The following is a 22,071-nucleotide window of genomic DNA, read 5'->3' as shown; positions in this document are numbered from 1 at the left end:
TCAATTTCCCAGATAGTAAGGCTTAGGCGCAATCGGCGGGAACGAGACCTGACCTCGCCGTGGCTCAAAGGTGTAACGGATATACAGCATGCCGCTGGCATCGGTGAAGTCACCGGAATTATCGGCAGATAACCTGCCGCCCAAAGTAAAATGCGGCGACAGCAAATACTCTAATGCGCCTGAAATTTTGTATTGCAATCCGGTATGCGACTGCCCGGCATAGCTGCTGGCAATATTCAACGCAGGATTCGCCGCCGCAAATAACTCCAGCTCAGTCTGGTCTGCGCTGATCAGCGGGTAGTACGGCGCCGCATCTTCGCGGAAATGCTGGACACCAACCGAAGCACCGGCCTGATACGACAACTTGCCATAACGTCCGCTGATTTCCAGTGGCACATTCAGAGCGACATACGATTGCGGGCTGAAATACCCACCGTGGCCGTAAGTGAAGTAACGCAGATTCTTTTTATAGAAACTCGAATTCAGGCCGAGCCCCGTTGTGACTGTGGTGTCTTTGGTCCGGTAAGCACGCCAGTAAATACCGGCACCTGCATCGACCATCGTGTTTTTAACGACGTTTTTACCATTGATGCCATACAGGCCAAGCGCACCGTAAACACCGCCATCCTCGCCGTCGTAGGACGCATCCAGACGCAAGCCGTTTCTGGTGACGCCGCCCCAGCTCAACCCGTACAGGCTGTCTTTTGCTCCCGCATACGACAGATAACTATCCGTCACAGAACGACGGGACACTTCTGCACTGAAATTCAGACCGTCCGACTGCGTGCTCCAGCGCAGCCCGCCGACAACATTCTGGATAGGGAAGTTCAAAGGACTGGAACCGACATCGAGCTTCACTCCGGCTAACTCATAACTCAGATTCAGCGCAACTCCTCTCGCCACCTGCTCTATCGAAGATGCATCTGATAAACCGCGCGTTCTGGCCTGCGTTGAAAAAGCGATTTTGGCGAATTTGGCCTGTTCATTGAGTATCGTATTGCGACCGAACTGACCTGCGATATTCGCATCATTCAGTTGCAAGGTACCGGCATCAATCACAACCGGAATCACCTTCAGGCCAAACTGGCCATAACCCAAGGTAGTGATATGTGCTTCTATCGGTGTTTCCAGATCTTTCAACTGAGATAAACCGCTTTGTCCGCTGCGTGCGCGGGCAGCAAATCCGGCGGTGACTTCGGAGCGGTTCAATTCATTCAGGGCATCAATCTCTTTGATCAGTGCGGCCTCTTCCGCGCTGACAGGTGCCGTTGACTTGGCAGATGATAGCGGTGAGACTTTTTTTACCTCGGCTCCGCTGACTGCGTTTCCTGCTACAGGCTTCGCTAGTGGTAAAGGGTTACTGCGAATCACAGCAGAACCCTGAGATACTGGTGGCGCAGCAGGCACGCTGAGCAATGCTGGCGCGTTCACTGTTTTGTTGCCGGCATTGCCAGCAACAGCCACGCCAGTTGAGTTACTGACGGCGGCGGGTATAGCTATCGTATTGGTTGTACCTGATGTACTTGTCGAACCGGGGGTAACTCCATTCGCAACCAGCGGTGTTGCAGAGACCGGCGCGACCGCTGCGGATGTTGCGCTTGCAGGCTTCGCCGCGGCAGCATATTGCGGTGCAAGTTGTGGCACCTCTTTCAATACCGGTGGCATGGGCGTCGCTGGCGCACTCACTGGCGCAGGTGCTGCGACTTGCGTCACTGCCGGAACAACGTCAGCCTTACGTTCAGCAAAAGGATTGACTTTGAAATTGTTGAGGTTGTTAGCAACCGAACCTGGTGTGACCAGACGCAAACCATCGACACCTGCGCCGGACAATGGGCGCTGTGCCTGTTCCAGTGCCAGTGCTTTTTTGAAATAGCCTAAGGCTTTGCCGTTATGCCCCTGTGCCCGTGCAACATTCCCCGCCAGCGCAATAAAGCGCGGATTCTCTGGCTGCATGCGCATTAATTTATCAAGGTAATTCTCAGCGCCACTGAAATCTTTGATCTGTATCGCCGCAAAGACCAGTCCTTGTAATACCTCGGGATTATCCGGATCGGTTTCCAGTACTTTGGTGTACAACTCTTTTGCCGGTTCGCTGTCACCAGCAGACGAATAAATACGCGCCAACGTCAGCAGCAATAAATTATCGTCCGGCGTCTCTATCAGATAAGGCTGGATATAAGCATAAGCCGCCGCGTAGTCTTTTGCTTCTCTGGCGCGCTCGGAGTAACGCATGGACAATGCCTTTTGTAATTGCTTAAAGGATTTAATTTCATCCTCCTGCAATTTCGGCATCGCCGCCACTTTACGCATCACGGCTTCCAGCTCGGCTTCCTGATTCGCCTGCATCAAGGTGCTGGCGTATTGCAACAAAAGGCTGGCGGAAGGTTGCTGCGTATTTTGTACCGCCTGCCGTATCATGGCAAAACCGCGTTCGGTATCGCCTAACTTGATGTACAAGGCCGCAAGAGTGCCGATGTACTCGTTATCTGTTCCTGCCGCCGCTTCAATCTGTGTCAGAATTTCCCTTACCTGATCGACATAGCCACGTTTGTTCAGAAGATCAATCCGGTCAAGCTGGACGCGTATCCATAATTGCTTTTGCAGGGCAAACATTTCTGGTTTGCGCGCGTTGGCAGGGACGCGCTCCAATGTTTGCAAACCCTCCCACCAGAGCTGCTGCATCTGACTGAGCAAGGCGCTGACATAAAGCGCCTCTGCATCGGGTTTTTCAACATTGGTCAGTGCATCTAACAATGCCTGCGCCTGCGGTGCCATGTCCCGTTTCAGATAAATTTTGGCCAGCGACATTCTTAACCAGGCATCTTCCGGCTTGATCAGAATCGCGTCTTCCAACACCCTTTGCGCGCCGACGATATCGCCTGCTGCTTCAAGTTGCTTGGCCTGAGCCGCCATTTGCTCAGACTTCAGATTCGCGACGATCGCCAGGTGACGAGGTAATAAATATTCACCGAGCGCCTCCAGATCACTGAGTCGCTTCTGCAAAACATAGATGCCGATCAGACCATCGAGCGCGCGCATTTCTTTTTTATCTGCATTAAAAACACGCTTAAAGTTTTCTTCTGCGCCAGCCATATCGTTTTCAGCCTGCAACGCATCGGCGAGTTGTAAAAGTCCGGATGGCTCGGTGCCATTGATCTCAACCGCTTTACGCAATAACGCGATCCCTTTTACGCTGTCAGCATCTTCAAAAGCGGTGCGTGCATCTTCGATCAGTGCCCAATAATTGGCGCCGTCAAATGCTTGCTTCCAATTCGATTTCGCTTTTGCGGACGAAAAATCTAAGGCTTTTTGCAGGAATTTACGCGCTTCAATAAATTCTTCCTGGCGCATTTTGACCAGCCCCATGCCACCATAACCAACAGGATCTTTAGGATGAGATTTGATCAGTGACTGGAATTCTTTCTCTGCCGTCGGCACATCATTGGCATCAAGTGCTTTAAACCCGATTGCAGATCCTTTTGCTAAAGGACTCTCAGGCTTGGGCTTATTGACGGGACGGCGCTCTTCCGGCGCATCATTCCTGACCGGACGATTCACGCTCGCAAGTTTATCTTGTATGGTTTTATCCTGCGGGTGTTTTTCCAGATAGTTCCGGAAATATTTACTGTTGCTGCTTTGCAGCCCCATCCAGGTTAATGCCTGACGCCATGCCTCTTCCGCCTGCCTGGATACGTCCGCTTTACTGGTCAGACTCTCCAGCAAGGCTAGGCCTTCCGGTCTGCTGGCATCGCGGTACGTCAGCGTTTGCGCATAAGCCAAAGCATATTTATGGTTGGAGGGATTTTCTTTCGCCAGTTTTTCAAGGCCGCGTTTTGCCTCGGCATAACCAGATTTAGTACCGGCCAGCACCTGATAATATTCAAGCGCCGCATCACCTTTCACATCGCCGATCATGCGATAACTGTCGGCCGCTGCCTCAGTATCGCCTTGCTGCGCCAGTCTTCTGGCATTTTCAAGCTGAGACTTGCCCCCGGCAGTACCGAGACTGATCGCTTTTTCTACCAGACGAATTTGCGCGCTTGCCGCCTTCACTTCTTTCAGCTTATCCAGATGATTTTTCGCGAGATCGGCATTGCCGCTGTGAGCGTCGAATATACCCAGTGCGACCAATGCCTCAATATTATTCGCATCGACTTTCAGTACCTTGCGCCAGGCATCGGCGGCGTTATCGTCACGACCGCGCTGCTCCCAAAAATGTGCCTGCTCAACTAATTTCTGGGTCAGAGGAGAGTTTGCAAAAGCAGTGCTGCATTCGACACACATCGCTAAAAGCGCCAACGCCATCGCTTTTCTTTTGAAAACCATTACCATCCCCTATTCAACACTTTGATGAAGCGATCTCTACCTCAATTGGAGAATTTGAAATCTGCTTTAAAACTGGCATTAAATTATAAACAGGCAGACCACAATCATGTGGTCTGCCTGCGTAAATTTACTCTTTTATTCAGTTATTTTTGATGTATCAATGTTGATCTTTGGGCTCATTCGCCTTCAAGCGCTGGGCTGCCTTTTTCCGTAAATAACGGAACAGTAAAGCGGCGGCAATCAATGACGCCAACATCAGGAAAGCAATCAGCAAGACAGGTTTTGTCGACAGATTCCACTTCAGCCAGGTCCATAACGGCAGATGACCGGAATAATAGGTGTTACCGATCAATGCATTGATGACCTTATCACCTTTAATCAACACCAGATCGCCCTGGAATTGGCTGCGAAGATCGGCTTTATTCAAACCATCTGTCACATCCAGTAAGCCGCGGGGGCTGCCAGAAGTCACGACGACAACGCTGTGACCGCCAGACAATGGCGATTCAAACTGCATAACGGTGCCAAATGCACTTCCGGTGCTGGCTAACATTTCGCCGGATTTACGCTCGAGTTCATCCAGATCTTTACCAGCCCAGCGCGCCAGAACACGTAAAAATCCGGTCGGCAATTGCAAACGGTTCCCTGTTTCATCAATGGTCAGTGGCATATATTTTGACCATTGTTTCAAAAGAGGCTGGTTACCGTTAGTCGCAATCACGAGCAAATCTTTATTGCTGTGTTTTTCGACATCGCTACCGTAGATCACGGTATTGTTAGTGACAGGATAGCCGGTTGATTCCCCCATACGCCCCATCAGATTGAAAAAAACTTCCAGCTCCTGATTACTGGCGCGCTCAGGGAGAATGACAGCCGTTTCAGATAAATCTGCCAATTTGGTAAACGGGAAGCCGGCATTCGCAATGTAGGCAAGGTTGGGGTATGTCGCGTAATGCGGCATGTGTGAAAAATCTATGGTCGAATCTGGGTCAATCGTAGACCGCACGTTATCCAGATACACATCTTTACAAGCACCTTGCTTAGGATAGTCATAGAAGAAGTGAAATTGCAGTTGGTTTTCAGCGCCGATTCTGAATGTCGGTACTTGTATCTCCTCCTGAGCGTAACGCAAACCGGACTTGAAGAAAAGCATCACAGATTCTTTGATCTTGCCTTTTTCCGGTTCTGCACCAGACAAAGACAATGCGCGGACAAAACCATCATTAATACCGATATTTAACGTCGACTTGTCAATCGTTGGTCTGGGCGTAAAGCGATAGCGCAGATCCATAGGAACGCCCTCGGTCTGCCAGGTGAACAAGTCAGGTGCCACCCGCATGTTAATCCGGATCAGATCGGGCGTCAGGCCATTCACCTGCAAACTTTGCAGCGGGGTCAGTTCGCCGAATTTAACCGGCCGCGAAGTTGGCAGCCATTTAGGCGCATCATAGGCTTTACGCAGCGCGGGCTCTTTAAAGTTACGGATAATCGCCGTCTGACCTGCCAATGCCGTTTGTCCCAGTGTCAAAGCTTGCGTCGCAATTTTCAGCTCTGCATTGTCACGTCCTAAAACTAACAACAACTTTGTTTTCGGGTTTTGCGGATTTGGTACCACCATCAAGGTCGGGCCATTGATCACAGGTAATTGCACACCGGCAGGTGCTTCTTTCGTCGTTGCGAATACGATCGCATGTGATTTTGGCATGCCATCAGCGACCGGAAAACGAGCACCGCGATAGGACGCCAACTGACCAAACCAGGAAGCCACAACACCGGCATTGCGCAACAATTCCAATGATGCTCCATTGGGCAACACAAACGGCAACTCCAGCAATTTGGAATCGCGCTTGTCAAAGAATGGCCCAGGCAACAGCGCCAGATCATTCGCCAAATCGATTGTGCTGACGGTCAGCTCCAATTGCGTCGTATTACTGATTTTCGCCCACAAACTGGAATGATATGGGTCTTCACATTCTCTGGTGTAATGCCCTATCAGTTTGAAACTGAGCTGATTAAAGTCTGCAAAAAACCGTGGGTCGATATTATCTTCGCGGACGATCCCCTTAGGATTATCTTTCGGCAGGGGCACAACGCTGACCAGCTCATTGTTAACCGAAACTTTGATATGGGATAAATCCGGCAACAGCGCTGGCGAATACGCAATGCCATAACGTATTTTTGCCGAAGTAATCACTTCGTCACTGCGGACTGTGAAAGGAAATGTACGCTCACCTTCAACACCACGCAATTCGATATTCGAGCCCTGCCCCATCTGCTTGAGGCTGATGGTATACACTTTTTGGCCAAGAACTGGCGTTGAAGCAACGGCAGAGGCATCACTTGTCAGTGTCTTTTCCGTTTCTTCCGTTTGCGCTTCAGCAGATTTTGCGCGCTTCGATTTCGCAAAAACGTCATCATGCGCCGTCACACTCATGCCAAATGCAATTGCCAGGGCAAGCGTGGTTTTGACAGTTTTTTTCCAAGGCAATGTTGATTTCATGTTTTTCACAATGTTCGCTTCAGTAAGTGTATTCATGTGCTAAGCGCTTTTTCCTAAGTATTGCCTCAATCCGGCTCCGAACCGGATAAAACCACGCATACTATGAAAGGCAATTTCTTTTAAACCATTCAAAGGATGATCCAGATCGCGTTCCTCGGACCAATTCAACCAAACGTCTGCCCGGCCAATTGTGCAACTGATCAGATCCATCTGTTGCTGTAAACTCAGATCCAGAAATTGCAGACTCAATAAATTCTCTTTTGAGAAAATAACTTTCGATGGAAATAAACATTCGCCATTCGTACCATACAGCGAAATCATTGCCTCTTCGCCTTTCTCCATTTTGAAGCCTTCGGGTACTTTGAGTGACATTCCGCCCATAGAAAAATCCTCGGTCTGACAAACAAAGGAGTGTCCGTTTGGCAAACGCAATGTGGCGCTCAACTCTGCACGGACGCGGTGCGAGCGCCGTACCTGCTTGGACTCGGTTGCCACGGCAAGAGTCGCACCAAGAATAATCAGGTTATAAATCGTCCATAACATGTTCAGCAAAACTGTGTCGAGCTCATAGCTATTCCACCAGATAGCCCGTCCGATACCGACGATGAAACCTAAAATATTCAAGGCCAGCATCACCAGGTAGGGTTTGGAAATCACCCAGTCAAAGTGCTCCTCTTCAACTAAACCACCTTTGGCGGTTACGTTGAACTTACCTAATTTTGGATTAATCAACGCCACCATCGTTGGCCGGAAGATGTACCAGGCAAGCGTTGCCTCATAGACTTCAGCCCAGAATGAATGCCGGTGAGCGCCCTGAATACGAGAGTTGGTCAAGTTGGCGTGCAGCAAATGTGGCAACGAATATGCCGCAATAGAAATCGCTGATGCCTTGATGATGTGAACTTCAAAAAACAGATACGAGATGGGTGCCAACAGGAAAACCATGCGCGGCAGACCGTAAAAGAAATGTAGCATCGCATTGCTGTAGCAAAGTCGCTGACCAAAAGTCAGCCCCTTACCGAACAAAGGATTGTCGACCCTGAAAATCTGCGCCATTCCACGCGCCCAGCGTATGCGTTGCCCCACGTGTGCAGACAAACTTTCGGTTGCCAGTCCCGCCGCTTGTGGCAGTGCCAGATACGCCGTGTTATATCCAAGCCGCTGCATTTTTAATGCGGTGTGCGCATCTTCAGTCACGGTTTCAACGGCGATACCACCAATCTCTTCCAGATAAGTACGCCGCAAAATAGCGCAGGAGCCACAAAAGAAAGTCGCGTTCCATAAATCATTTCCATCCTGAATCAAGCCGTAAAACAGCTCGCCTTCGTTGGGTACATGTCGGAACGTATGCAGATTTCTCTCGAACGGGTCGGGTGACAAAAAATGATGGGGCGTCTGTATCATCGCCAGTTTCGGATCGACCAGAAACCATCCCATCGTGTATTGCAAAAACGAGCGGGTCGGCATGTGATCGCAGTCAAAAATCGCGACAAATTCACCCGTGGTGCGCTTCAGCGCTGCGTTAATGTTGCCTGCTTTGGCGTGGTTATTATCCGAGCGCGTAAAACACTGGACACCAATCGTCTCAGCGAACTCAGCAAATTCCGGACGCCGCCCATCGTCCAGAATAATGATATTCAATTTATCTTTTGGCCAGTCTATGCCCATCGCCGCCATCACGGTCGGTTTGACGACTGCCAAATCTTCGTTATATGTCGGAATAAACAGATCAACAACTGGCCAGCTTGATGTATCGGTCGGTAAGATGACAGGTTTGCGCCTCAGAGGCCAGGCAGTTTGCAGATATCCCAACAGCAACACCAGCCACGCGTAAACTTCTGCCAGAATCAGTACCAGCGCAAAAAACAAATCGACCAGATTTTCAGTATCTATCGTGTAATTGACCCGCCAGTAAATATAACGGCTGGTTGCGCTGACGGAAAACATCACCATGATCAGTGAAATCAGCGTTCCTGTGTACCGGCGTAAATACATCGCGGTAGAAAATATCACTGCCGAGAAAAAAGTCTGATATGGCAATTCCATTGGAATACTGATCGAAATCCAGAACAGCACGGCGGCAACAATCAACGCCAACACGCGGGGCAACTTCGAATTCCACCCGGACCAGTTAACCATCAATCGCCCAAACTCATTGAGCCGGCCGTATAAATATCTGGAGTTCAGTATTGAGCGCATTAATCAATCAGTCCAAAATTTTCCTGCAGCCATGCAGCAAGTTGCTGCACATCATGTGTCGCTGAACTGTGTTGTGCGTAGTAAGAAACCGGCATCTGGCACGCCAGCGCCTCACTCACGGCTTCATCCTTATGTATCGTGGAAGGAACAAATTTGTCTCCCAGCGTTGTCCGCAGCATGCCATGGACATCACGGCATAATTGTCTTGAGGCATCCATTTGATTCAAGACGTAACAGTAGCCGAGAAAGTCTTTTCTTCCTGCGGTGTAATATTGAATCAAGGACTCAATCGAAGGGATAGTCGAATATGAAGCAGCGTCAGGCTTCAGCACAACCAGCCCGATATGCGCGACACTGAGCACTTGCTGCAAATAAATGCTTGGACCCGGCGGCGTATCAATTAAAACGACGGTCTCCGGTTCCAGAAATAAATTCTGCAAATGAGAAAGCAACCAATCCGGATTTTCTCTGACCGCATCTTCAAATATCGCCCGCTGATCTTCTTCCACCGTTCCATATGGTAAGAAGTCAACGCCATAAGTACTTTGGTACAACACGTGCGACCAGCGATCATCTGCCAGATTACGGATCGCGATTCCGGAAGCATCCTCGTAAGGTATTCCGAAATGCAATCTCAGCGCATTCTGCGGATCCAAATCTAACACAACTACCTTAGCGCCCATGCGCGCAAGCGATGCCGCGAGGTTCGCCGTGACCGTTGTCTTTCCTACCCCTCCTTTGGGAGAAATGACTGCAACTATCCTCATGATTTGAAGATTTTTTTGAAAAAGGAATTCACTGGCGTATCGACGGTTTTAGCTGGCTCCGGCTGCTTAGCCAGTCGTTTAAAAATGTCAGAGACAGCTTGATGTTTATCTGCATGAACAGGTAAAACTGCTACTTTTTCCTGAGAGCCCGATCCGTTCCCTTGCGCGCTCACTGCATCCACAGGCAAACGGCGAAACAAACTGCTGTTTTGTTGCAGCTGCTCATCCGTCTGGAATAAAGTGGTTTTTTGCTGACGCTCAGATCTGAATAAGCTTGCAGAACCATTGATCTTTTCAGGAACAGCAACGACCGACTCTGTCGGTGTAAGGTCTTGTTTTCTGCCGAAAATATCACTCGCTCCATGAGAACTGCTACCAATACTTTCTTTTAACACTGGCTTACGATCAGTTCCGGGCATAATTTCTGGCCTTATTGATGGCGAGGCTTGCGGCACCGGGAGCGGCTCCATGTCTTCGGGCATCGAGTTGTCAGGAATTGCATGCACCCTGACATCACGTAAAAGCGGCCAGCGCTTTTTAGCCTGCTCACTCTCCACGTCTCGATTTATCTCTTGGTATGCTGTCGCTGGTTGCCCAAACTTTTGAAAAAGATTTTTAACGTCATCATCCATAATCTTTACAGCCCTTTTCAATACTTAATACATCTTTATCCGACAATCAACGACGCGTGAAATATGTCGGCTCATTGAGCTGTTTCTTTAGTTCAAAAACAAACAACTGACCATCTTCCAAAGCATCACCGCGCTGCGTTAAGCAAAGTGATTTGTCCATTCCAAGATTATCAAACAATTGTGCATAAACACCTTCGAGTAGCGCGGACGACCATACCAACGCATCCTCACCAAAAGCCACTTTCAACGGAGAAGCATGGTGCTCAACAACGAGACTCTCTGCTTGCTCTATCAGTTCCACCCAGCCCCAATCGATTTGCGACCAGTGAGAATTAATACCATCCTCAAGTACTTGCAAACTACTGCCGTTGAGCGCCGGAAAAGCGGCTGCCATGGTCCGTCCCATCTGATACATAAACGCCCGCAAATCAGACACCTCGCCTTTAGAGGCAAACTCAGCAGAAAACGCAGCAAGAAATGTTCTCCATTGATTCGAGCACTGTTGAGACTCGTAATACTGCAGATTTTTCTTCAACATACTAAACACTTCCATTCATTATTTTGCTGTTCTTTCTGCACCCGGCGTCTGCAACAAAGCCAGATTCATCGCCTGAAACTTTAACACCCTGCAGAATTGCTCGTCTAGCGATACACAGTAAACAAATGTCAACAATTTATAATTAGGAATATCCAAACATCAATGCAGAGTCATTTTTTCTCAATAAGTTTCAAAGCAAAAACATTAGTTTGCGTTAGATCAGAATCCGTCAGAAGTAAATAGTCATTTCATTTGCTTACAATTACCCGACATTTGACCATGACACATGATAAAAAACATTATTACATTGGCAATTAATTGATTTTTATTTTCTGATAGCTCGCTTATATGGAGTAACTATCCATATAAGCTGGCAAACGCAAAAGGTTTTTCGTGGGGCAGATCTACAGATACAGGGCGGATGTCGTCCAACCGTCCACTCAAGCAGAGGAAAAAAGAGGAGGAAATTTTTTCATTCAATGAGATTTTGGGGCATGCAAAAGTAGCCAATCGACGACAGACTGTATTTTCTTTGTGGCCGGATTATCCGGGCGATAATGCAGAAGTGGACACTCGTAGGCCAAAGCCTCTTCAACCTCAGCGTCTTCCGGTATGACCCAAGGCACCATACGCTCACCTAATTGTGTGTGAAACAGTGCTAATACATCTTGCGCCAACTGCCGCTTTGCCGATTGATTAATCACATAAGCGGATCCTGCAATCTGCGCACTTGGTGGTCTATAGGCAGAGATCAGTTCTTCCATTTCTGGCAAGGTCGAGTACGACGCCGCGTCAGCCAGCACCACGGCAAGAACATAATCTGCGGCATGAATTGCCTGTTTCAGATATACGGAAGGCCCAGGCGGGGTATCCAATAGCACAATCGCGTTTTCTGACAAATTCGCTTTTTTTAACTTACCACGTAACCAATCATCTTGTTTTTCCAGAATGCTCTCAAAACGCTGACGCTGCACCTCTCCCCCTCGTCCATAAGGAGAAAAATAAACATGATAAGGGCTGGCATGTGTCACACCTGCAAGTCTGGTGCGTGTACCGGTCAATGCACTGATCCCCTTGCATTCGTTCTGATCCAACCCGCCAAGATGCCATTGGAGTGCATTTTGCGGATCGAGATCAACCACCAGAGTGGGGTGTCCACGCTGAGCAATCCCAACCGCAAGGTTGGCTGATAGGGTAGTCTTCCCTACGCCACCTTTTGCTGACACGACAGCAATCACAAACATGGAACCTCGCCCTCAATCAATACTAGTTAAATAATAATCAGCGTTACGCAGTGCCCCCGACTGTCAGACCATCAATACGCAGACTCGGCTGACCAACACCAACCGGCAAACTCTGTCCTTCCTTGCCGCAAACACCAATACCGGAATCGAGGCGTAAATCATTACCTATCATAGACACGTGGTTAAGTACTTCAGGTCCGTTACCGATCAGGGTTGCGCCTTTGACCGGATAACTAAGCTTACCGTTTTCTATCATGTAAGCTTCGCTGGCAGAGAACACAAATTTGCCATTGGTGATGTCAACCTGACCGCCGCCAAAATTCACTGCATATAAGCCATTTTTCACAGAAGCGAGAATCTCTGCCGGATCTTTATCTCCGGCCAGCATATAGGTGTTGGTCATGCGCGGCATAGGTAAATGCGCGAACGATTCACGCCGGGCATTACCAGTGACGGCCATCTTCATCAGACGCGCGTTCATCGTGTCCTGCATGTATCCCTTCAGTATGCCGTCTTCAATCAACGTACTGCATTGCGTAGGATTACCTTCATCGTCAATATTGAGCGAACCGCGGCGATGTTGCATCGTGCCGTCATCAACGACAGTCACACCTTTTGCCGCAACGCGCTCACCGATACGGCCAGAAAACGTACTTGATCCTTTGCGATTGAAGTCACCTTCCAGACCGTGCCCTATCGCTTCGTGCAGCAGCACACCAGGCCAGCCTGGCCCAAGCACGACCGTCATCGGCCCTGCTGGTGCAGGACGGGCATCCAGATTCACCAGCGCCGATTTCACGGCTTCATCTGCATACTGTTCAAGCAAGACATCGGAAAAATAAGAGTAATCATAACGACCACCGCCACCGCTGGAACCCATCTCACGACGACCATTCTGCTCAGCAATCACGGTCAGGGAAACGCGCACCAGAGGGCGTATATCTGCCGCCAGCGCACCATCACTGCGGGCAACCAGAATAACGTCATACTCGCCAGCCAGCGATGCCATCACCTGTACGATGCGCGGATCTTTTGACCGCGCCATTTTTTCTATACGCTCAAGCAAACGCACTTTCTCATTGGCATCGAGAGAATGCAGAGGATCATCACGCAAATATAAATCCCGCCCCTGAATTCCGTGTAAAGCGGAAGCCACTTTAATTTTGCCAGCGCCCTGAACTGCAATCGTTCTGGTTGCTTTGGCAGCATCAGACAAAGCCTTTTCAGAAATTTCATCGGAGTAAGCAAAGGCGGTCTTATCACCTGAAACAGCGCGAACACCAACACCCTGATCAATCGAAAAACTGCCGGTTTTGACTATACCTTCCTCAAGACTCCAGCCTTCGCTGCGAGTGAACTGAAAATACAGATCAGCATAGTCCACACGGTGAGTGAACATAGAACCAAGCACTTTCGACAATTTATGGTCGTCCAGACCAAATGGCGTCAATAAAATGTCGCGAGCAATAGCAAGGTGGTTCAAGGCTGAATTTGAAGAACTCATAAAGTAGATTAACCAATACAAAAGAATGCAATATATGCATTGTAAAACAACTCAGCGACGACAACAGTATGCTGATAACTTACACTTGAAGTTGAGCCGCCCTGAGAGGTAAGCTGGAGGGCAACTATAATTTCCGATGTTGCAACGCGGGCAGGCTGGTGCGGATCTGATGTAACAGTTCAGCATCTATTTCGCCGCTGACAAAGCCTTCACCTTCGGGCAATTCTGCGACGATCTTACCCCAAGGGTCAATCAGCATACTATGTCCCCAGGTGCGACGCCCGTTCAGATGTTTGCCGCCCTGCCCCGATGCCAGAACATAACACTGATTCTCTATCGCTCTGGCTCGCAACAGAATTTCCCAGTGCGCCTGACCTGTGGTGTAAGTAAAAGCAGCAGGAACAACGATCAGGGAACAAGGTCCCATCGCACGGAATAATTCCGGAAAGCGTAAGTCATAGCAAATAGACAGGCCTACCCGGCCGGCCTCAGTTTCAAAGGTGGTTACCTGTTCGCCGGCAGTAATGGTACGCGCCTCTTCGTAAGACTCCTCGCCTTTAGAAAAACCAAATAAGTGGATTTTGTCGTAGCGGACGCGCTGCACGCCCTGCGGGTCAAATACCAGGGTCGAATTCATGACTTTGCCGGCTTCAGCTGACTGCAGCGGAATTGTGCCGCCGATGATCCAGACCTTTAGTGAACGCGCCATATCGGCTAAAAATTCCTGCATAATGCCGCTGCCGGCAGGTTCGGCGATCGCCAGTTTGTCGGTATCCTGCAAACCCATTAAAGGCCAGTATTCCGGTAGCAACAATAATCCAGCCCCCTCGCCTGCCGCCGCGATCAACAGGCGTTTTGCCGTTGCCATATTGTCGGCCAAAGCATTGGAAGAAACCATCTGTATAGCTGCAACTTTCATCATTCACCTTTCTTGGCATCTTGCACGCGATGCTCACCTGCAACGTCCTGATTTTCCTGACGTTCAATTTTTTTCACCAGAGGATCTTTCCACGGGCCGCTCACCATATATTCGAAGGTGAAAGCCTTTGCCAGCGGTTCACGTAAGAATAATTGCGCCAGGAAAGTACCTAAGCCGATAACGGGATTGACCGCCAGCCCATACACAACCGATGCTGCACCCGCATTGATAACAGGAATAACCACAACATGCAATTGCTGAGATTCATTCACGATGTCCGCGTTGCCAGCCATCACCACGGTCGCATTCACTCCGCGCATTTTCAGATTATCGGTACGTGCCACACCCTGCAGAATTTGTGCGCTGCCGGTAATCGCATCAAAAGCGAATCCTTCAGAAAATATATCCCGGAAATCCAGAGTCAGACGTCGCGGCAACGACTGCATACTCAGCACACCGAGTAACTTCGCAGCGCCTGGATCGACTTTTAAAAACTGCCCGGCGGCCAGATCGAGCTGCACCTTGCCGCTCATGCTGGGAATGTCCATCGCATACGGCAAGCCATTCCATTTCACGTCGCCGTCCAGACGTCCGCGTCCACCGCGCACGACATTGGCAAACCCAAGCCTGTCCAGCAATTGCCCGGCATTCGCGATATCGAGCACGTAATTGAGTTGGGTCACGCTATTTCCGGCGCTATTCCCAGTGCGACTTCCCCAGCGTCCAGTCGCCCTGAGTTCCGCATCCGGATTTTTCAACAGTACCTTACTGAGCAGCCATTCACTGGAAGCGCCACTCATCTGATTACTGGCTTGCAACTCTAATCTGCCCAGCTTCTTGTTGAATAATTCAACATTATCCGCAACGATATCGAGCCCCGGTATCTGGGTACTGCTACGCTTTTCATCGAACAAATCACCCGTATCGCTTGCCGCCGATTGCTGGATAATCAGCTTGCTTAAACGGGCCGTCACGCTGCCCGGTCCGGCTACCGCAGCGCCAGCTTTTGCGCTGCCGTCATTCCAGCTGATATGGCCGGAGACCTGATTGGCATCGATATTCGCCTGCCAGAGATCATTATGATGAGAAACCCCCATCACGACATGATCCAGTTGCTTACCCATGATATGCAACTGACCGGTTTTTAATGCCAGGGTGCTGACATCCAGATACGGTGCAATATTTAAAGCGGTGACACCCTGCACCACTTTGCCAGCAGCGCCGTTCAGCGCAGAAGTCGCCGTATTGTTATTCGCCATTGCCGGGCCAGCAGAACCTGTGTTCAAGACGCTGCGCCACTCATCGACATGCAGTACATTCGATTCAATATTGACCGCCACTCCGCGCAAAGGCTCAGGCGCTGGCACATTCACACCGATGCCGCCACGCAGAAGCTGCCAGCTCGCCTGCTTATCTGTACTTTTCTGTCGTACGTATTTTGCATGCACTGCATTGCCAAGATGAATGCGCAATTCATCCTGCAGAACACTGGTGTCAGTGTTTATCTGCGGCACCAATTCGATGCGCAAGGGCATTGCTTCAGTCGCGCCTTTTTTCAACGGTGCAGGAAAATTGAGCGCCATTCCCTGTAAATTTGATTCAATCACGATTTCCGGTAATTGCTTTTTCACGGCGATCGTTGCGATGTAGCGGCTGGTACCGTCAATCTTGATTTGCTCGCGATTAGCCGCTGGCAGCATCTGCCGCAAGCCCTCGCCAGTGACGCTGCCATCAAGCCGGACGCGAATACTGTTATCTTTTTGCGAGCCGCCGCTAATCACAATTGGCCCGCCCAACGCAGTTCCCTTCAGCGTTCCGAGATTGACACCGCGCTCATTAAATTCCAGCTTGCCGTTGACGCCGGTCACCAGCGGAATGCCGGGTTGCAGCACTACGTCATTATTGGCAAACTGCAGCACACCGTTGACTTTTGCGTCGATCATATGTCGTAACGGTAATTGCAGCTTTAAAGTCAGACCAGCAGTCGCGCTGGCTTTCGATTCCGCCAGAAAATGCCCCAACCAGCCATCCACCGGACTGGCGCTGACGTAAGCCAGCATGGTTTGCAATTGACCGCTGGCGTTGCCATCGATATTCAGGACAGATCCCGCACTTAATAAATCGGGAATCACCGCTTTGACTTTACGCAGATCAGCGCCCAGGGTTTTCGCCGTATCGCCGTTAATTTCCATTCTGGCGCGCTCAAAGATGAAATTCCCTTTGATATCGTCTATCACTGGCCATAAAGGCGCTTTGCCACCTTCCGCCAGCTCACCGGCAGTGAAATCCAGTTTGCCGCCAGTCAGATTACCCCTGACCAGAAATTCACCTTTGTTTTTGGAATGAGGCTCACTGGCTGAAAATGGGAAATGCGCGAGGTCGCCGCGAATGCGCACGGTGACATCGTCGGCGCGCCCATCAAGGATGCTTTTTGTCAGCCAATGTCGTAAATCCGGCTCGGCGACCGTTGGAATATAACGATCCAGCTGTTTCAGGTCGAAACCATCTATATGCGCCGTTAAATCGACGTCACCGGGCTGCGGCTGCGCCGACGCACGCATAGACATGATGTGTTTGCCGGATAAAGTGGCATGCATACTCTCTTGCGTCATGTCCATACGATTAATCTGAAACATCAGCTTATCGTCGGCTTGAAATTTCCAGTTGGCCTGCATTTGCAAGCGGTTGAACGGCATGACAGGATCAATGAAGTAGCTGGCAAGGCGCAAGGACAAGTCTTTTGAATCCAGCGAAAATGCCCCACCACGGTCACTGGCATCCACGGTGCCGGATAAATTTTCAAAGCCCGGAATCGCCGGAACTGCTGCTTTCGCCGGAGTTTTTGCGGTTTTGGCGCGAGCTAACTGAGCTGGCTGCGGCTGCATGGACAAATTGATAAATTCGCCATTGACTTTGTAGGCTGCGACATCCGGATAAGTCCCTTGCCAGGAAGCGGAGAATTCTTTTAATTGCCCCTTGGGTGCAAAATCCGCCAGCATCTGCCGCTGATCGGCAGGTAAAGGCAAATGTCCGGCAAAATTGGCCAGAATTTGCAAATCAAGAAATTTGGCATACAACTCGACCTTCGCTGGCTGGTTTCCTATGCCGGGGGTAAAACTTTCCCTGATGGTGGTCGCTGGCATGACCGCGCCATCTCTGGCTTTCATGTAAAAATCGGTGAGTGCAATCGTGTGTCCTGCTTTGCCGAACAAAGATGGCAGATACTTTTTCCCCAGATCGGCTTTTTCACTGGCGGTCACCCGACCACGAATTTCTGCCATATCCAGCTCAGGCAAGTCTTTGGCAAATTTCCCCTGCACATCTGCAAGTTTCAGGTCGGCGCTGACATCAGCAACTCGGCCGCGATCGAGCCGCAACCATGATCTTACTGCGCCATAGCCCTGACTGATATCGGCAGGATAATCAATATATGCGCGCAACGCGTGCAGGTCGGTACTTTGCAGATCGGCATACAGCTCACCGCTCCAGTTGGAGAAATCAGACACTTGCCGGCTAAATGGCGGATGCTGCAAATCACCGCGAATATCGACCGGTGCGGTCAATGCCGCAGGTGGCGTTGCGCGCAGTGCAAACTGATGATGCTGCCAGCGATTGCGCAAAATCAGACTGACATCCTTGAGCTGTAATTCCGGTGCGTTGCGTGCCTGGTCATTCCAGCGCAGCAAGCCTTGTTTGATCACAATCTGATGCTGCGCCAGCACCCAATCGAGGCCCTTGCCATCGCTCTTCTTTTTCGGATCGATAAAAAACCCACCGATATACAATTTGCCGTCGGCGTCGCGCTGTATATCGAGTACCGGCTGATGCAGCTCTATCTTGTCGAAGCGCAGATCAAGCAGCGCCAGACTCCACCACGACAGCGTCGTCCTGACCTCGGGCAGACGCAAGGCCGCTTTGCCATGCTGATCAAGCATCTCCACGTTCTGCAATACCAGTTGCGGATTAAACCCTTGCCAGGATGCCTGTAAAGATGCCATGTGCAATTCGCGTCCGATCGCCCGGCTGACCATCGCTTCTACTTCCGGCTTGTAATCGGCAACATGTGGCAACACCAGATAGCGCAGCACCAATACGAGGATGCAGAACACAAAGTACAGCAATAAAGCAGCGCGGAGAACAAAGCGGATGCTGCCACCGCAAGCGGCAAAAGTATGCGACGACAGCCGACGCCAGCGCGAGCGTGCTGGCAATACTGGCTCCTGATCTTCCGCAGCAGAAGGCTGAGAGGCGGGGATATCCGTTTTCATTTAAGCAATGACACTATTCTGCCGACAAGGCGCTGGTCACTGGATATACCGCTATTTTCAACATACTCCCCTATATTTTTCTTCATTTCGCCCAATTGTCCGCAGAAACATTGGGCTTTAAATAATACTCCCCCGGAGTATATTTACGCCTTCCGGGAGGAACTTCACACTTCTTTGATTAAGACGCCCGCAGCCGATCAAGATGACTTAGAATCGAAGCAACACTGCGACACCGCGCTTTCCCGACGACTGACTATGACTCTCACGCCACCCGACCAAGCTGACATCCCCGATATTCTGAATGCATCGCGTTTCCTGCAACGCTGGCTACAAGGCGGCAGCGACCGTCAGACAATGTTGGACGAGATTTCAAGATTATCCTTGACCCCGGCAATTTTTGCTCAGATTTTACAAAAAGAAATTTCATCTGGTGCGACGCTGAACAAAGCCATGCGTCGTTTGCGCAACCTCGTCGTCTGCACCCTGATCAAACGCGATCTGTGCGGCGACGCAGACATGCACGAAGTGGTGACGACCATCAGTGAATTTGCCGACTTCGTCGTGCAGCAGCATCTGGCCGCACTCAGCGCTGAAATGCAGAGTTTATACGGCACACCGACCGGGGAAGACAGCGGCCGCGTGCAGGAAATGATCGTGCTCGGCATGGGCAAGCTCGGCGGCTATGAACTCAATGTGTCGTCGGATATCGATCTGATCTTTTGCTATGCCGAAGATGGCGACACCGTTACCAGCGACAGCACGCAACGCAGCTTGTCGAATCATGAATATTTCACCCGCCTCGGCAAAAAGCTGATTGCGGCGATTTCTGAAGTGACCGAAGACGGCTTCAGTTTCCGCGTCGATATGGCATTGCGCCCGAACGGCGCCTCCGGGCCGCTGGTCGCCAGCTTTGGTATGGTCGAAGAATATTTTCTGATTCAGGGCCGCGAATGGGAGCGTTATGCCTGGGTCAAAGCACGCGCCATGACTGGTACAGCGGAAGATATAACCACGCTGGAAAAAATTATCCGCCCATTTGTCTATCGGCGCTATCTCGATTACGGCTCGATTGATTCGCTGCGTTCCATGCATGCGCAGATCCGTGCCGAAGTGATACGCCAGGAAAGCAAACATCCGGAACGCAGCAACAATGTCAAACTGGGACGCGGCGGCATCCGTGAAGTGGAATTTCTGGCGCAGGTATTTCAGCTGATACGCGGCGGCCGCGACACCAGCCTGCGTGACCGCTCGACCCGCAATACCTTATTGACGCTGGCCGAAAAAGGGATACTCGACACCCGGATGGTGCAACAGTTGATTACTTCTTACACTTTTTTGCGCAACCTCGAACATCGTTTGCAATATCTGGATGATGCGCAAACCCATACTTTCCCGGCGCAAACAGAAGACCAGTTGCGCATCGCGCAAATGATGCGTTGCCAGAGTGTGGAAGAACTGCTGACGCAATTGCAGCCGCATCGCGCCTTTGTCGCGGAACAATTCGACGCCATTTTTAAAGATAAAGCAGACGACAGCACAGAAGCCGCCCAATATCTGCTGACAGCCAATCTCGGCAGCAGCGACAGCGAAGAATTACTGACATCACAATTAAGCAACGCGGGCTTTCATGAGGCGGGCGATGTCGCACGCAGACTGATCGCCAGCTGGCAGTCGGGGAAAATTCAGAGTTTGTCAGAATCCAGCCGCAACAAAATGATTGCGCTGATCAACAATGCGCTGCCCCAGATTGCCAGACAAGAAGAAATGCAACTGGCTTGCTGGAACCGCCTGCTCGATTTTCTCGAAACCATTGCACGCCGCTCGGCCTATCTTTCTTTACTGACCGAATATCCGCATGCGCTGGCACGCGTGATCCGCATGATGGAAGCCAGCGACTGGGCAGCCAAGTTCCTGACCCGCCATCCCATCCTGCTAGATGAACTGCTCGATGAGTCATCGCTGCACCAGCGTCCTGATTGGGGCAGTTTTGAGCAGGATTTGAAGCGACAGCTCAGCCAGCACCAGGGTGACACGGAACGCCAGATGGAAACCCTGCGCGAGCTGCACCATGCAATGCAGTTCCGCTTACTGGCACAAGATCTGGAAGGCCAACTCAGCGTAGAACATCTGGCCGATGAACTCTCCAGACTCGCTGATCTGATCGTAGCGGCAACCATACAAGCCGCATGGGAAACCATCGCCAGCCGGCATCGCGAGGTACCGCGTTTTGCCGTGATTGCCTACGGCAAACTGGGTGGCAAAGAACTCAGTTACGCGTCGGATCTGGATGTGATTTTTCTGTATGACGATGACGATCAGGAAGCGCCCGGCAATTACGCCAAACTCGCACAGCGCTTCATCACCTGGATGACCAGCCATACACCGGCGGGCATACTGTTCGACATTGATATTGCGCTGCGTCCCGACGGTGCGAGTGGCTTATTGGTGTCTTCGCTGGGTTCCTTCGCCCGCTATCAGGAAAAATCCGCCTGGTTGTGGGAACATCAGGCGCTGACCCGCGCCCGCTTTTGTGCTGGAGATGGCATGATCGCGCAGGAATTTGAACGCATCCGCGATCAGGTATTGCGTCAGCCCAGAGATGTTGCCGGGTTATCGCAGGAAGTCGTCAGTATGCGTAAAAAAATGCGTGATGCGAACATTAACCGCAGCGAATTATTTGACCTCAAGCATGATGCTGGCGGCATGATCGATATCGAATTTATGGTGCAGTATCTGGTTCTCAGACATGCCCATCAATATCCGCAACTCACAGCCAATATCGGCAATATCGCCTTGCTGAAACTATGTGGCGAACTCGGTCTGATTGATGCCGATCTTGCCGGGAAAACCGCCAAAGCTTACCGCTGGCTGCGCAAATTGCAACATGGCATCCGCCTGCAAGGGGAAGACCGTGCACGCATCGCCGTCACCAAAGTTACTCAGGAAGTAGCAGCAACGCGGCAATTATGGGCGTCGCTGTTTGGCGACGACATCACACCGGCATAGATTCCTCTAAGCTTATCTTCCAGATACAGGGCACAGCCGGCATCGCAACGCTTTGGCCTGTATCTGACTCCGGCGACTATCCGCTGGCATTTCCTCCAGTGTCATTCCCAACGCATGCAGCCTGCTCAGTTAATCGTGGCAGCAGACATGCGTTGGCGCGCGCCGCCC

11 protein-coding genes are annotated in these 22,071 nt (G+C 50.7%); 1 reads left to right on the top strand and 10 read right to left on the bottom strand.

Annotation, left to right across the window (positions count from 1 at the left end; translation table 11 throughout):
• From H8K26_RS11020 to H8K26_RS10975, 10 genes are all read right to left on the bottom strand, one after another.
• Entirely contained in the window at positions 1–4,326 is a 4,326-nt protein-coding gene (locus tag H8K26_RS11020) for a cellulose synthase subunit BcsC-related outer membrane protein (protein ID WP_190479486.1), read from the bottom strand.
• A gap of 157 nt (positions 4,327–4,483) precedes the next feature.
• Complete coding sequence (bcsB, locus tag H8K26_RS11015) at positions 4,484–6,862, bottom strand: cellulose biosynthesis cyclic di-GMP-binding regulatory protein BcsB (RefSeq protein WP_190479484.1); 2,379 nt, start codon at positions 6,860–6,862, stop codon at positions 4,484–4,486.
• Positions 6,863–6,865: 3 nt separating this feature from the next.
• Positions 6,866–8,965, bottom strand: coding sequence for a UDP-forming cellulose synthase catalytic subunit (gene bcsA, locus H8K26_RS11010; RefSeq protein ID WP_223826968.1), 2,100 nt, complete (start codon positions 8,963–8,965; stop codon positions 6,866–6,868).
• A gap of 59 nt (positions 8,966–9,024) precedes the next feature.
• Entirely contained in the window at positions 9,025–9,792 is a 768-nt protein-coding gene (bcsQ, locus tag H8K26_RS11005; protein ID WP_190479480.1) for a cellulose biosynthesis protein BcsQ, read from the bottom strand.
• On the bottom strand, positions 9,789–10,424 hold the full coding sequence (bcsP, locus tag H8K26_RS11000) for a cellulose biosynthesis protein BcsP (RefSeq protein ID WP_190479478.1): 636 nt from the start codon (positions 10,422–10,424) through the stop codon (positions 9,789–9,791). Before bcsP ends, bcsQ (H8K26_RS11005) begins: the two co-directional genes overlap by 4 nt.
• A gap of 46 nt (positions 10,425–10,470) precedes the next feature.
• On the bottom strand, positions 10,471–10,962 hold the full coding sequence (gene bcsD / locus H8K26_RS10995; RefSeq protein ID WP_186883186.1) for a cellulose biosynthesis protein BcsD: 492 nt from the start codon (positions 10,960–10,962) through the stop codon (positions 10,471–10,473).
• A gap of 476 nt (positions 10,963–11,438) precedes the next feature.
• Complete coding sequence (bcsQ, locus tag H8K26_RS10990; RefSeq protein ID WP_190479476.1) at positions 11,439–12,206, bottom strand: cellulose biosynthesis protein BcsQ; 768 nt, start codon at positions 12,204–12,206, stop codon at positions 11,439–11,441.
• 43 nt (positions 12,207–12,249) lie between these two features.
• Positions 12,250–13,710 (bottom strand): metalloprotease TldD, encoded by a 1,461-nt coding sequence (gene tldD, locus H8K26_RS10985; protein ID WP_190479475.1) that lies wholly within the window; start codon positions 13,708–13,710, stop codon positions 12,250–12,252.
• A gap of 124 nt (positions 13,711–13,834) precedes the next feature.
• Entirely contained in the window at positions 13,835–14,632 is a 798-nt protein-coding gene (locus tag H8K26_RS10980) for a carbon-nitrogen hydrolase family protein (RefSeq protein ID WP_190479474.1), read from the bottom strand.
• Entirely contained in the window at positions 14,629–18,897 is a 4,269-nt protein-coding gene (locus tag H8K26_RS10975; protein WP_190479472.1) for a YhdP family protein, read from the bottom strand. The genes H8K26_RS10980 and H8K26_RS10975 overlap by 4 nt, the downstream gene beginning before the upstream one ends.
• A 255-nt stretch (positions 18,898–19,152) precedes the next feature.
• Between H8K26_RS10975 and glnE the strand changes: the two genes are divergently transcribed.
• Positions 19,153–21,903 carry a bifunctional [glutamate--ammonia ligase]-adenylyl-L-tyrosine phosphorylase/[glutamate--ammonia-ligase] adenylyltransferase gene (gene glnE / locus H8K26_RS10970; protein ID WP_190479470.1) on the top strand — a complete coding sequence of 917 codons (2,751 nt, stop codon included), beginning with the start codon at positions 19,153–19,155 and terminating at the stop codon, positions 21,901–21,903.
• The last annotated feature ends 168 nt before the right edge of the window (positions 21,904–22,071 follow it).

This window comes from Cognatundibacterium aquatile (assembly GCF_014699135.1).
GTDB classification, from domain to species: domain Bacteria; phylum Pseudomonadota; class Gammaproteobacteria; order Burkholderiales; family Burkholderiaceae_D; genus Undibacterium; species Undibacterium aquatile.
This window is presented reverse-complemented; position numbering and strand designations above follow the sequence as displayed.